Annotated in this window: 9 protein-coding genes; 8 read left to right on the plus strand and 1 reads right to left on the minus strand. The window is 44.6% G+C overall.

Annotated features, from left to right (window positions below; translation table 11 throughout):
• Genes QUA04_RS02740 through QUA04_RS02765 form a run of 6 tightly spaced genes read left to right on the plus strand, consistent with a single transcriptional unit; the run spans position 1 to position 12,557 of the window.
• Positions 1-2,700: an OmpA family protein gene (locus QUA04_RS02740; protein ID WP_333253521.1), complete on the plus strand. Its 2,700-nt coding sequence runs from the start codon at positions 1-3 to the stop codon at positions 2,698-2,700.
• Positions 2,701-2,702: 2 nt separating this feature from the next.
• Positions 2,703-3,239, plus strand: coding sequence for a Rab family GTPase (locus QUA04_RS02745; protein WP_333253522.1), 537 nt, complete (start codon positions 2,703-2,705; stop codon positions 3,237-3,239).
• Positions 3,236-4,792 (plus strand): PAS domain-containing sensor histidine kinase, encoded by a 1,557-nt coding sequence (locus QUA04_RS02750; RefSeq protein WP_333253524.1) that lies wholly within the window; start codon positions 3,236-3,238, stop codon positions 4,790-4,792. Before QUA04_RS02745 ends, QUA04_RS02750 begins: the two co-directional genes overlap by 4 nt.
• A gap of 57 nt (positions 4,793-4,849) precedes the next feature.
• Positions 4,850-7,675 (plus strand): adenylate/guanylate cyclase domain-containing protein, encoded by a 2,826-nt coding sequence (locus tag QUA04_RS02755; RefSeq protein WP_333253527.1) that lies wholly within the window; start codon positions 4,850-4,852, stop codon positions 7,673-7,675.
• Between the two features lie 51 nt (positions 7,676-7,726).
• Positions 7,727-11,434: a PAS domain S-box protein gene (locus QUA04_RS02760; protein WP_333253529.1), complete on the plus strand. Its 3,708-nt coding sequence runs from the start codon at positions 7,727-7,729 to the stop codon at positions 11,432-11,434.
• Between the two features lie 4 nt (positions 11,435-11,438).
• Entirely contained in the window at positions 11,439-12,557 is a 1,119-nt protein-coding gene (locus QUA04_RS02765; protein WP_333253531.1) for an ATP-binding protein, read from the plus strand.
• 45 nt (positions 12,558-12,602) lie between these two features.
• On the opposite strand, the gene QUA04_RS02770 is transcribed toward QUA04_RS02765, so the two are convergent.
• A complete protein-coding gene (locus QUA04_RS02770; protein WP_333253533.1) occupies positions 12,603-13,853 on the minus strand; it encodes an FAD-binding oxidoreductase in 1,251 nt (416 codons plus the stop codon).
• Positions 13,854-14,065: 212 nt separating this feature from the next.
• Here QUA04_RS02770 and QUA04_RS02775 point away from each other — a divergent pair, with 212 nt between their 5' ends.
• Positions 14,066-14,344: a hypothetical protein gene (locus QUA04_RS02775; protein ID WP_333253535.1), complete on the plus strand. Its 279-nt coding sequence runs from the start codon at positions 14,066-14,068 to the stop codon at positions 14,342-14,344.
• Positions 14,345-14,394: 50 nt separating this feature from the next.
• Positions 14,395-14,934 carry a DUF2231 domain-containing protein gene (locus QUA04_RS02780; RefSeq protein WP_333253538.1) on the plus strand — a complete coding sequence of 180 codons (540 nt, stop codon included), beginning with the start codon at positions 14,395-14,397 and terminating at the stop codon, positions 14,932-14,934.
• Positions 14,935-14,994: the final 60 nt, after the last annotated feature.

The raw sequence follows: 14,994 nt of genomic DNA on the forward strand, positions 1-14,994 counted from the left end.
ATGGCTTTACCGAAAGAAAATCCGGCTGACGAAAATGAGTTAGAGGGTTTTGTTTCTAAACCTGACGAGTCCGCTGCCGATGCAGCAACCCAGCTCGAACCCTTGCTGAATCTGTTAGTCGATCTCAAAATTATTGCAGGTTCCAACCAGGAAAATGCAGAGCCCGAAGATGACAGCAGCGACGAAAAAAATCAAGCTGGGGCCCTCGGCGGGTTGATGGATTTGTTAGGTATTTCCTCAGAAAAGCAAGAGGAAGTTGCAGCAAGTGTACCCGAAACTGGCGATCGCAAGCCGGAGTCTGGCGATGCCCCGCCTGTTGCAGACGAGTTCAAAAGTTTGCTATTCGCTACTCACAAACTAAACACTTCAGAACTGGAAAAAGACTATTCATCAGCTAAAACTATAGATGTTTCAGCGATCGCCCAGGCGGATTTGGAGGAGGAATCAAAGCCTGTCGAAGAATTGTCTAACTTGACAATGAAAGATTCTCTACAGGAAGTACAGGCTCAAAAATCCCACGGGTTCGATCGGCATTTACAGGATTTTTCCGCTCCCGAAACCGAGTCAGAACCCTCGGAAATTCCCAATAATTCCATAGTTTCCACAGTCTCAGAGCCACCAGAAACTGGATATTTAGATGCTGCGGTGGCTTCGGATATAGAAATTCCCAACTTACGAGAACAGCCGACAGAAATATTAGGGCAAATTAAACAGGATTTAAATGAAGCCGACAGCGCGATGGAAAGGCTGCAAAATCTGATGTTTGGCTCGCAAATCTCGGATATCGAGCAAGTGAAAAGTCTGCTGGCCGAAAACGATTTGCCGGGGGTGCGCCACCTGATGGCAACAATCGACGATAAATTAGGAAAACTGGAGAACCAAATCTACGAGCCCCAAGAGCTGATTGAGTTGATGTTGCCTTGGATCGCAGAAATTCTCAGCCGCAAAATTGCCGATTCCAGAGAAGAAGTTGTCAAGGCGATCGTCCCAATTATTGACGAAGTGATTAGGGCAAAAACTCAGGAAAACAAGTCAGCAATGAGTGCGGCAATAGCTGAGCTGCTTCCCGAGGCACTTGCTCAACAAATAGTGAATTCCCCAGCGGATATTGCTAACGCGATCGCCCCAGAAATTGGTCTGGCAATTAAAGAGCAAATTCGCCTTGACCAAGAGTCGATCGCTCAAGCCCTCGCCCCCGAAATGGGCAAAGCGATTACAGCCCAAATAAAACTCGAACGCGACTCTATGGTGGATGCGCTCTATCCCGTAATTGGCAGTACAATTTCCCGATACATGGCAGAAGCTATCAAGACAATCAATGAAAAAGTGTCAAATGCCATCAGCGTCGAAGGATTCCAGAGAAAAATTCGCTCCAAAGTACAAGGAGTCTCCGAAGCTGAATTAATCCTCAAAGAATCAGTACCCTTTACCGTCCAAGCAGCCTTCTTAATTCACAAAGCATCTGGCTTGATAATTTCCGAAGTTCAAAACTCAGAAAGCTACCAGTTAGAATCAGAAATGGTAGCAGGAATGCTGACAGCTATTCGCAGCTTTGTTAACGAGTGCATCGTGCAGCCGGGAGAATCTTCCGAACTAAATCAAATTGAATACGGCGACTCAAAAATTCTGCTAGAAGTAGCGGGATATTGCTACATGGCAGTCGTGATCAAAGGAGAACCGCCAGACTCTTTCATCAAGAAAATACGAGAAACCGTTAGTAATCTCATTCTTAATTATGCTCAAGTAATTCACGAGTTTAACGGCGATCCGGGCACTATACCGGAGTCGCTGCACCCTTGTATAAAAACTTTATTCGACCCGCTACAAACGGAAAAATCTAAAAAACCCCCGATCGCCCTAGCCGCTATCAGTTTAGCTGCCCTGAGCTTAATCTTAGTACCTTGGGGAATTTATCAATACCGCAGCAGTGTTGAGCGCCGCCTCGAAGCAAATGCCATTGCAGCTTTAGCCTCGACTCCCGAATTAGCAGTTTACCGCTTAGATGTGGCAGTTGATGGCAAAACTTTAAAGCTAACTGGTAAGTTGCCAAATCAAGAATTGCGGGCACAAGCCGCAAAAATAGCCGCCTCAACTGCACCGAAATTGCAATTAGATAATAGAATAGTAGCTGTAGATGTCCCCCCCGATCCAGTTTTGACTGCGGCCGAGGTGCAGCGGATTACCGCAGTTTTGAACCAGAGAGAGGGTGTTTCTATTTTTAGTCGGTATGGCGATCGTAAAGTGACTGTAGAGGGCACAGTTAGAGAAGGTGCAGACGTACAGAAAATAGCTCAGTCCCTGAAGCAAATTCCCGGTGTTCAATCTGTGATTAGCACAGTTAAATTAGATCCGCTGAAAATTACAACCCGCATCTACTTCGAGCCAGGAACGACAAAATTAGACTCAACACATGAAGAAATCATCGCCAGTGTCAAAAAATTCATGGATCAATATCCTCAAAAACAGATTAAGATAATTGGGCACAGCGATCAAACTGGGGAAATTGCTACAAATCAACAGTTGTCGCTCAGGCGTGCCGCAGCAGTGCGAGATGCTTTAGTGCGGCAAGGTGCTGATCCGAAGCGCCTCCAAACGGTTGGCATCCCCAATCCTCCTGCCGACGTGGAACCCAATCAACCACGACTTTTAAGCAGATGCGTGGTATTTGAACCAATAACTAAGACCATAAACAGTAAATAATTATGTCAGTTACTATATCTAAAAAAATGTGTATGATCGGCGATTTTGGCGTGGGCAAAACCAGCCTAATCCGCCGTTTTGTTGATCGGCAATTCACCGACCAATACCTCTCCACCGTGGGAGTAAAAATTTCTCGCAAAAACGTAGAATTAGAAGGCGTAAAACAGCGGGAAAACGTGACTGCACAGTTGCTAATTTGGGACTTAGAAGGACATACAAAATTCAAAGGAATAGCACCGACTTACTTGCAGGGAGCTAGCGGCGTTCTAATCGTTGCCGATGTCAGCCGCTCCGAAACAGTTGAGCGAATCTCCGAACACATTCAGCTTTATTCTTCAGTCAATCCTAAAGGGTCAATTATCGTCGCTTTGAACAAAGTAGACTTGATTGACCAGGAAAAATTAGCGCTGCTAGTGGAAATATCCCATTCGATAGGTCAAGACAAAGTAATAGGAGTCTGCACGACATCTGCTAAAACAGGCAAAGACGTTGACGAAATTTTCTACAAACTAGCTTACACAATGGTAGAACAAGTATGAACCCCCTGTTAAAAAAGCTGTTAGGGCCGCGACAAACACAGTATTTTGTAGTCAATCACCATTTTATCATTCAGGCAACCTCCGCCCAAGTGCAGCACTATGCCGATACTCCGGGCGACGCGATACCCGGTGCAGATGCTCGCATCAGTTTTCCCGAACTGATTGGCATTGAAAATATCCTCATGTCTATCATTATGGGACGGCTGCCGGGTTTTGAAATCAAAGGTATCGCCCGGTTTGCCGACCCGAACCGCCCTTTATACTTTGATATGTTGGCTATCAAATATGAAGAAGAACAAGAAGATGTGCCAAATAAATTGCTAATTTTGATTGAAGATACTACCGAAAAGATGGTGATGAAGCAATCGTTGATTCAGAGCGCGAATGAAGCTAATCTTTTGGTTAGCGCCTTAGCCGCTTCTAAAGATTATATAGATAAAGTTATTCGTTCGATGGGCGATGCTTTGTTAGTGACAACAACATTAGGAACTATCAAAACAATCAATCAATCCGCTCAATGGTTATTTGGGTATAGCGAAGCAGAATTGATCGGCAACCCCCTGTCTTTAATATTACTAGAAGAAACATTAATTTACCAAGCTCGCCACCGCTATATTTTGTCTCAGCAAGAGCTGCGTAGAGAACTAGAAATAGTCTGCACTACTAAAGCAGGAGAAGAAATTTGGGTAGAATTTTCCTGTTCGGCAATTCAGACAGAATTAGAGGGACTTTACGATTTCATTTATATAGGCAGGGACATCACAGAACGCAAACAACAAGAAATAGAAATTCGCGGCTCTTTGGCAAAAGAGCAAGAACTCAGACAGGTAAAATCTCGTTTTTTCTCAATGATTGCTCACGAATTCGGCAATCCTTTAAGTACAGTATTATTTGCTACTAAAATCCTCCAAGACTACGGGGACGAAATCACCCACGCGGAAAAACAACAATACCTGCAACACGTTAAATCAGCATCTCAACAAATGGCTCAGCTATTAGAGGACGTGCGGTTGCTTAGCAGCGCCGAAGCAGGAAAACTCGAATTCTATCCCGCACCAGTTGACTTAAAAAAATTTTGCAGCGAGTTAGTAGAATCAATTAAAATTAGTTATGGAAAAAATCATACAATTAACTTTATTTATCAAGAATTAGTTACGCCCGCGAAACAAAATGATACCGACTCGCAGGAAACGCAACAGTTGCCCGCACTAGATCCAAAATTGCTGCGGCACATCTTGACAAATTTGCTGTCAAATGCTGTCAAATATTCACCCCTCGACAGCCATATTTATTTTGAATTAAATTGTCATAACAATGAAGAAGCTATATTTAAAATTAAAGACGCAGGCATTGGCATTCCTATAGAAGACCAAGAACAACTGTTTGAATCTTATTATCGAGCCAAAAATGTCGGAAAAATACCCGGTACAGGACTGGGTTTATCCATAGTCAAGCAGTGTGTAGAATTGCACGGAGGTCAAATTGAATTTTATAGCGAGATAGGGTTAGGCACTACCTTTATAGTCAGAATTCCCTTTGAAAAACAGAGATAAATAAATTAATTTTATATAATTACATCCAGAGGGCGCCTTCAATACTAAAAACCTCACATGAAAACCTTGTTAAAAAAACTGTTAGTTCCCCACCATTTGGAGTACCTAGCACTGGATAAAAACTTTTTAATCCAAGAAATCTCCCTGAAAGTGCAGCGGTTTGCAGACTCTCCCGACGAAGTAATCGCCGGCAACGATGTCCGCATTCCCTTTCCAGAATTGGTGGGAACTGAAGAAATTTTAATTGATATTTTTGAAAAACGTTTGCCAAATTTTGAATTAAAAGCGATGACGCGACTATTAGAAAATGGTTCGCGGCTTTATTTTGATATGTATATCGTGGAGTTCACCAATGACGAGAATTATCAGAGATTAATTATATTTTTTCAAGACGTAAGCGAGAGGATGGCTTTAGAACAAACTCTAGTGCAAGCTACCAATGAAATGAATATTTTATTGAGTACCTTAGCGGCTACTAATAATTATGTTGAAAAAATTATTACTTCAATGGCCGAAGTTTTGTTGGTAACAACAGCCTCGGGAAAGATTAAAAAAGTCAATCAAGCGGCTCAAGATTTGTTCGGTTACAGCGAATCAGAATTAGTAGGCCAGCAAATAGACGCTCTTGCTGCTTTTGGCTCCTCTTTGCAAGCAGTCAGCCAAGAGGAACCTCAACAATCTCAAACTAACGCCGAAGTAATTTGCACGGCAAAAACCGGAGAAAAGCTAACAGTTTCGTTTTCCTGTACGGCGATTTCGACTGATATTAAAGGTATTTCTGGCTCTGGGCCCGCCCTTCAAGATTTCGTTTACATCGGCCGCGATGTCACAGATAGACAGCGCGCCCGCAAGCGACAAATAACTCAGTACGTCACCACTCGCATCCTGTCGGCATCCGAAACAATCAAAAAAGCTATAGCAGCAATTCTTCCCATCATTTGTGACAGCTTGGGATGGGATACTGCCGAACTTTGGATGCCAGAATCTGGGGAAAAACTGCTGTCAGAAACTAAGAGAATAACTGCGGTTTCCGACCCCAATTTGCTTCGCTGCGTCGCCAGTTGGACAAAACGCTCAGTTTCTATCCCCAAATTTGCCGAATTTACCGAACAAATGACTTGTGCGTTTGGCGAAGGATTACCGGGTTTCGTTTGGGCCAGCGGTTCCTCTCAGTGGATTGCCGATGTCACAAAAAACGACAGTTGTATACGCCGCGAAATTGCTGCTGAAGAAGGACTCCACGGAGCTTTTGGTTTTCCAATTGTGGGCGACTACGATCCTGAAAATTCGGCAAAGTCTGTGTTGGGGGTGATGATTTTATTCAGCCGGGAAGTGCAGTGTTTTGATGAAGAATTGCTCCAGATAATGGCAACCATCGGCAGCCAACTCGGTCAATTTATTAAGCGTAAGCAAGCGGAAATAGCTTTGCGGGAAAGCGAAGAACAACTGCGAGACTTATTTGAAAATGCTACTGACTTAATTCAAAGTATAGGAGCGGACGGTCATTTTTTGTATGTAAATCGGGCTTGGCGGGAAACTCTGGGCTACACCGAATCAGAAATTGCTCAAATGACTGTTTTTGATATCATTCATCCGAACAGTTCCCCCGACTCTCGGGATATATTGTATCAAGCTCTTACCCAAAAAAGCGTAAATGAAGATACATTGTATCCGCACTCTATTGAACTAATATTTATTACTAAATATCATGAAAAAATTTTGCTCGAAGGGAGCATAAGCTGTAAATTTGCGGCAGGATCGCTAGTAGCAATTCGCGCTATTTTGCGAGATATTACTGCTCGAAAAATGGCCGAAGACGCCCTAGCCAAATCTGTGTCCCTGCTGCTAGCAACTTTTGATTCTACTGCGGACGGTATTTTAGCGATTGACAGGAGCGGAAAAATCGTCACTTTCAATCGACAATTTGTGGAAATGTGGGGCATACCTAACGAAGTGATGGCACTGCGAGACGACGCCACAACGATCGCCTTTGTCCTGAACCAAATGAAGAATCCCCAAGCATTTCAAGAGAGAATACAATCGCTTTACGAGCAGCCAGAAGCCGAAAGTTACGACTTGTTGGAATTTCAAGACGGCAGATTTTTTGAACGCTATTCCCAACCGCAGCGGCTGGGAGATAAAATTATCGGCAGAGTTTGGAGTTACCACGACATTACGGAACGCAAGCAAGCAGAAGATGCCCTGCGGGAAGAACAAGAAAAATCCGAAAAGCTGCTGTTAAATATCTTGCCCAAGGCAATAGCAGAACGCCTTAAGCAAAACGAAACTACTATTGCCGAATACTTTCCGGAAGTGACTGTTTTGTTCGCAGACATTGTGGGATTTACTGCTTTGTCTGCCGTCATGAATCCGATCGAACTTGTGGATCTCTTAAATAAGATTTTCTCAGGATTCGACCTTTTGTGCGAACAGCACGGTTTAGAGAAAATCAAGACCATCGGCGACGCATACATGGCGGTTGGAGGGCTGCCTGAACCCAGGGCAGACCACGCAGAGGATATCGCCCAATTTGCCTTAGATATGCAAGCAGAAATAGCCCGATTTAATGCTAGCCATAATAAATATTTTAGCATCCGCATTGGCATTCACAGCGGCCCGGTTGTTGCCGGAGTAATTGGTATAAAGAAGTTTATTTATGATTTATGGGGCGACACGGTAAATATTGCTTCCCGCATGGAATCTCAGGGTTTGCCTTGGCGGATTCAAGTGAGCGAAACTACTTATAAGTTGTTGGAAAATAAATATTTATTTCAGGAGCGAGGAATGATTGAAGTTAAAGGCAAAGGGGTAATGAAAACTTATATTCTCATTGGTCGAAAATCAGGCAGCTCATCAGTCATAAGTGATCAGTCATCTGGCTGATGACTAAAAGTGTTGCTAAAGTTAATTAGCAATACTTTTTGACCAAGACTAATGGAACTAGCTAATTTGTCGGCAAATTTACGATCGCCCGACGAAGCTGTCGATCGCCACCCTGCCACGGTTGAGCCCTCAACTTCGCTCGTAGAGGCGATCGCCCTGATGCGTGGGATGAGCAACCCTTGCCTAATGCCTAATTCACCTGCACTTCCCGACTCAAACGAAACTGTAAAAGCATCGATTAGTTGCGTCTTAGTTGTCGATGAAAATCAGCTAGTCGGACTGCTAAGCCCGGAAGATGTGCTCAACTTAGCCACCTCCGAATACGGATGGCAAGGCATGAAAGTTGCCGACGCAATGACGCGGAATTTAATTGTCTTACAAGAATCCGAATTTACAGATATTACTACCGCATTCAAGCTATTTTGTCAATACTCGATCGATTGCTTGCCAATTGTAGATGAACGGGGTCAGCCAGTAGGTATAGTCAGCGAAAAAAGGATTCGCCCAGCAATGTATAGCTGGATCGAGGCACTGCATCAAGAAGTGGCAAAACTCCAGGAACAATGCGAACTGTTAGAGGGCAATTGTGAACTAGAAAAAGCCAGCGATCGCCAAAATGCCGAAAATGCCATGCGGCAGAGCGAGGCGCGCTACCTGGCGATTGTGGAAGACCAAACCGAACTGATTTGCCGCTACCTCCCAGACGGTAAAATAACTTTTGTCAATCAAGCTTACTGTCGTTATTTCGGCGTGCAACCGTTCGACTTACTCGGCAAATGCTTCATGTCCCTGCTGCCAGAAGCAGACCGAGAAATGTTTCAACAGCAATATACTTCTGTGTCTCCCGACAACCCTATTTTTACCTGCGAACACCGAGTAATTTTGTCGAGCGGGGAAATTCGCTGGCAGCAGTGGATCGATCGGGCGATATTCGACGAGAGCGGACAAATCGTCGAGTATCAAGCTGCAGGCCGGGATGTCACGGATCGCAAACAAGCAGAAATCGCTTTGCAGCAGCTCAATGCAGAATTAGAACTGCGAGTGCAGCAGCGGACACAATGGTACGAAATGGCAGTATCGGCTGGCAAAGTGGGGGTTTGGGACTGGAATTTGGAAACCGACGAAATCTACATTGCTCCGTCTTTGAAAGCTTTGTTGGGGTATCAGGACGCAGAGATTCCTAACCGCATGGAAAATTGGGCGTCTCATGTTCATCCCGACGATCGAGTTGCAGTCGCCGAAGCAGTAAATGCTTATCTAGAGGGTTTGACAGAAATTTATCAAATAGAACACCGGATGCTGCGTAAAGACGGCAGCATTTGCTGGATACTTGCCCGCGGCAGCGCGATCCGATCGGCTTCTGGCAAGGTCTTCCGCCTGACTGGCACTGACACCGACATTACCGATCGCAAATTGACCGAAGAAAAACTCCAAAAATCCGAAGCCGAACTGCTAGCGCTGTTTAATGCCATGACGGATATCGTCATGGTTTTCGACGCAAGCGGCCGCTACCTCAAAATCGCCCCCACGGCTCCCGAACTGTTGTACAAACCGGCTCCTGAAGTGCTGGGCAAAACCGTCGCCGACATCTTCCCAGAAGCGGAAGCTAATTTTGCCCTGACCCACATTCGCCAAACATTGGCATCTGGGCAAACCCACAGAGTTGAATACAGCATGGAAATTGGCTGCAAATTATTTTGGTTTGATGCCAGTATTTCGCCGCTGGAGATTGATCGGGTGATGTGGGTCGCCCGAGACATTACCGCTCGCAAACACGCAGAAGCTGCACTGCAAAAGAGCGAGGAAAAGTTTCGCAACTTATTTGACGATGCTCCGATCGCGCTTGGTTTGGCAAGCGTGCGCGACTACCGCACGATCAAAGTGAATGAAGCTCACCGCCAGATGTTGGGCTACAGCGATTCGGAGTTGGCTACCATGACTTTTACTGAACTCACGCATCCAGAAGATTTACAAGCAGATGTGGAGCAAATCAAGCAGTTGGTCGAGGGCAAGATTTGTCGCTTCCAAAGGGAAAAACGCTTGATTAAGAAGAATGGCGAGCTGATGTGGGCAAACTTGACGGTGACGCTGATCCGCGATCGCGAGGGCATTCCTCTCTACAGCATGGGGGCGATCGAAGATATCAGTTATCGTAAGCGGGCAGAAATGGAATTTCAGCAGTTAAAAGAACGCCTGCAATTTTTGCTGGGTTCTAATCCGGCGGTAATTTTTACAGCCGCACCGACGGGGGACTTTTGTACTACTTACATCAGCGACAACGTTCAGACAATCGTTGGCTACGAGCCCCAAGAATTGTTAGCAGATTCTAAATTTTGGTCTAGCCGGATTCACCCTGAAGATCGGCCACAATTTTTAGTTAATTTTTCTGATTTATGCGAGGGAAAAAATTGCATTTGCGAGTACCGTTTTCTACACCAAGACGGAATTTACCGCTGGCTAAGGACGGAACTAAAACTATTGGTTGACAGCAGGGGCATTCCGATCGAAATTATTGGTTATGCCGCTGATATCAGCAATTCTAAATACGCCGAACTCGCTAGGGGGCAGCAGTTCGAGCAAGAACGACTTGTGGAGGCGATCGCTCGTCGTGTCCGCCAGTCTTTGCAATTAGAGGAAATTCTCAACACCACGGTTGCGGAACTCCAGCAAGTATTATTAGCCGATCGAGTTTTGGTTTATCAACTTTTACCAGAAGGTGGCGGTCGAGTCATTGCTGAAGCCGTGGCAGAAGGATGCAGCCAACTGGTGGATAGATGTTTTGGCGAAGAGGCTTTTCCTCCCCAAAGTTATCAGCTTTATCTGCAAGGGCGAATTTCTGCGATCTCCGAACTAGATTCTCCCTTACTTACACCTTGTGTAGCGGAGTTTATGAAACAGATTCAAGTTATGGCAAAGTTAGTAGTGCCGATTATTCAGCACAGCCAACTTTGGGGATTGCTGATTGCCCACCAATGTGATGGCCCTCGTGATTGGCAAGAATGGGAAATCAATTTATTTCAGCAGTTGGTGAATCAATTGGCGATCGCCATTCAGCAATCTCTACTTTACCAGCAACTGCAAGCTGAACTAAGCGATCGCAAACAAGCGGAAGCAAATTTGAAAAACTCCCTCAAAGAAAAAGAAATTTTGCTCAAAGAAATTCACCACCGCGTCAAAAACAACCTCTGCGTAGTTGCCAGTCTGTTAGAATTGCAATCGAACACAGTTGCTGACCCGCAAGTAAGCAAAATGTTTGAAGAAAGTCAGAATCGCCTTTATTCTATGGCTCTGATTCACGAAAAACTGTACCGCTCGACTAACCTGGCGCAAATTAATTTTGGAGAATATCTCGAAGATTTGGTAAGTAACTTGTTTCACTCTTACAATATTAGCAACAACCGAATTCAGTTACAGGTATTAGCTGAGCCAATTTCCCTAAATCTTGAAACCGCTACTCCCTGCGGTTTAATTGCCAATGAATTGGTTTCAAATACCCTGAAACACGCTTTTCCTGATGGCACAACTGGTACAATTAGTGTAGAATGTTATCAAACTGGCGATCAAGAAATCAACCTCTTAGTTAAGGACAACGGCATTGGCTTTCCTCAAAACTTAGATTTTCGGAAAACTCACTCGATGGGGTTTCAAGTTGTCTGCACTTTAACCGAGCAGTTAGAAGGAACCATCGAAATATCCAGACAAGTTGGAACAGCATTTCACTTGAAATTTAACGAATTAAACTACTTTCAAAGATTGTGAGAATATGAGTTTTGCTGAAAAACCAATTAATATTTTGATCGTCGAAGACGAACTGTTAATTGCTAAAAATTTATCTCCTAAATTAGAAAAATTGGGATATCAAATCGCCGATATCGTTTCTTCAGGAGCGGATGCCATCCAGCGCGCCCGCGAACTAAGACCCGATTTAATTTTAATGGATATAGTTATCAAAGGCGACATTGACGGCATAGAAACAGCAGCAATAATTAATCAAGAATTAGATATACCAATTATCTATACAACTGCCTATGCCGACGACGAAACTTTGCAGCGAGCCGAAAATACTGGTTCTTACGGCTACCTGCTCAAACCTTTTAAAGAAAGAGAAATGCACGCCACTATCAAGATAGCACTGAGCAAACATCAAGAAGCAGTTAGTCTGAAAAAATCAATGGCATTAGCAGCAGAAAAAAGCGAAAATAGATCGCGCTTTATTTCAATGGCTTACCACGATTTAAACACTCCTTTAACTACTATACAGTTATCGGCTGAAATGCTAGAAGATAGCGACTTGCATAGACACCCCGGAACTAGCAATAAAAATGTTGATCGCATAAAAAAAGCAGTTAGTAATATGAGTGGGTTGCTGGAAGATATTTTAATGCTTAGCAAAGCAGAGTCCGGCAAAATTTCCTTAAATTTAAATCATATTAATGCGACGGATTTATGCAATTCTATTTTAGAAGAACTGCAACCTATCGTCACCGACAAACACCTAGTACATTTCCGCAGTCACACAAATCCGCTGCACGCCAATCTCGATGCCAAACTACTGCACCACCTTCTGACTAATTTGCTTTCAAACGCCATTAAATATTCTCCAAACGGCGGCAAGGTAAGTTTAGACTTAAGCTGCGAAAACCAACAAATAATTTTGTGCGTTCGAGATGAGGGAATTGGGATGACAGCGGAATATCAAGGAAAACTATTTCAGCAGTTTGAACGGGGTGCTAATGTAGGCAAGATTAAAGGATCGGGTTTGGGACTCTGCATAGTCAAACACATAGTTGACCTGCACGGCGGTACAATAAGTGTGGAAAGTGCGATCGACAAAGGTACTACATTTATTGTCACGCTGCCTTTGTTAGTTAGTAGTCAGTAGTCATTAGTCAGTAGTCATTAGTCATTAGTCATTAGTCAGTAGTCATTAGTCATCTATCCTTCTTCCTTCTTCCTTCTTCCTGACATCCGTTACATCCGTTACAGAATCCGTTGCCGAACTTTCTTCTGCGATAAATCGACTGGGAGATAAAAGCTCGATCGCCCTCTCTTCTTCTCCCGCCGCCTTCGCAAATCGCTCAGCCAAAGCAGGTACAATCACCAAAGGATTGCTGAGGCCCGAAAAAACGTGCAATCCAGGGCGATCGGCAATCGGCCCCACTACAGGCAAATTATCAGCGCTGAATGCCACAATACACTCGTGCCAAGTTGCCGATAAACCTGCCAAATCAGGCAAAACCTTGCCGATTCCTGCACGAATTGCCGTTTCGCTGGTTTCGCGATCGACTTTAGCATTCAAATCGCTCAAAGTACGCGACAATTGCCCGATCCGCAAACTCCCATCATTAAACTGAATTCCACCCGAATCTAAAATCGGCGGCAGCAACTCTTTACCCGGTTCATCCCAAAGAAAATCCACCTCATTTCTACTCGATTCAGCTTCCAATTCAAAACGTTTTAATACCGCAGGCATCACCAAAGTCCTGAGTTTCAAATCCACAGGTGCAGTTTCCAAAATCTCCGTGTGAGTAAAATAAACTCCCACAGAAACACCAGCGGCTTTCAGCAAACTCCGACTCCAACCTCCAGCACAAACCACAGCATTTTCACAACGATAAATTCCCTGGGCAGTCTTGACTCCCGAAATCCGATTTCCCTCTTCTATAAACCCAATTACTTCAGCAAATTCTATCGTGCCTCCCAACCGCAGAAACCCTTGACAATAAGCTTTATTTGTGGCTGGCGGCGAAATGTGACCGTGACGCACAGTCAGAGCTCCGGCGATCGCACTTTTATTTAGCAAAGGTTCCAACTCGCCAGCTTCTGCAACACTCAAAAGCTGCGGAGGAATCGCAAAATCCGCATAATTAGCTGCCGCTTTTTCGGCATCATCGCCCGCATCAATTGTCAGCAACAAATCCAACTCGCGAAACTCAGTATCAGCATCTAATTCCGCCGATAAATTGCGGTGGCGTTCGATACCTTCCCCACACAATTGCCGAGTTAAATCAGTCGTACCCGACCAATAAGCTAAGCCACCATAACTAAAACGAGTAGCATTTTGCATGGTAGCATCTCGTTCCAAAAGCAGCACAGCAAAACCTTTTTTTGCCAGTTCGTAACTCAGTGACGCACCCGTAATGCCGCCGCCGACAACAATCCAATCGTAACTTTTCATGGGCAACTCAAAGGGAAGGAAAATATCATGCTTAGATTTTAGCTTACGTTTTTTCGGAACCAATCGAAAAACCTCTACCTACAGGAAGAGGCTGCCTGCGATCGCCCTAACTGAAACTTCCACCCCTCGGGAGATGTTTGTGCAGGGATATTTTTCGTTCAATAGTAGGAATTAGAGTCAGCAAAAAAATTAGAAATACCAGAGAGGTTTTTATGAGTATCGACAAACCAGGCAAAGATATGGAGCGCACTGTCAATCCGGGCGATCGCATTTCCGACGAACCGCAAACCATTGAAGAAAAAGCGCAGCAACTGGCGGTAGACCACGTACCAGACATCACGGGAGATGTTGTTACAGTTCCAACTTATGTGATCGTCGAAGAACAGGATGGGGAAAAGAAAGCTTTGCACCACGTCAAAGACGCCGATGAAATTTCTGACGTAATTCGGCAGGCCCGCGTTGACGAAAATGGCGAGCGGGTTTGGGATTAAGTTCAATCCAATAAAAATGGGTTTGTTGTACAAAAGTTACTGTAGAAATCATGGAAACAAATCAAAGAAATAGTACGCCTTATCCCAATATTCCGCCGATTCTCGAAAGTGACGACTCAGAGTATCGCGACGCCGGCATTACGAGTACGCTTTCAGTTGCAGGCCATCCCATCCACCCCATCATCGTCATCTTTCCGGTAGCCTTTTTAGTAGGAGCCGCCGGCACGGACATCGGTTATTGGCTCACAAGCGATCCGTTTTGGGCGAGAGCTTCGGTTTGGCTGATGGGTGTCGGTTTTGCTGCCGGGATTTTAGCAGCAATCACGGGCTTTTTAGATTTTTTCAAAGTTAAAAGAGTGCGCGATCGCAGTGCCGGTTGGTTGCACATGGGCGGCAATGTGGCGGTTATGGTACTTACCCTGATTAACCTGGTGTTGCGACAAGGAAATCCGGCTGAGCCGATCGTATATACAGGTTTAGCAATATCGATCGTCGTTGCAACCTTGCTGGGCATTACAGGCTGGTTCGGTGGCGAACTAAGTTTTCGCCACAAAATCGGCGTCATCGGCCCTACCAGTCATAATTCCTAGGTTTCTGACAGTTTTTAGTAAAGACTTTAGTTCCTCTTCATTAGATAATTTAGGAGTAAA

This window comes from Microcoleus sp. S13_C5, from assembly GCF_036700845.1.
Taxonomy (GTDB): domain Bacteria; phylum Cyanobacteriota; class Cyanobacteriia; order Cyanobacteriales; family Microcoleaceae; genus Microcoleus.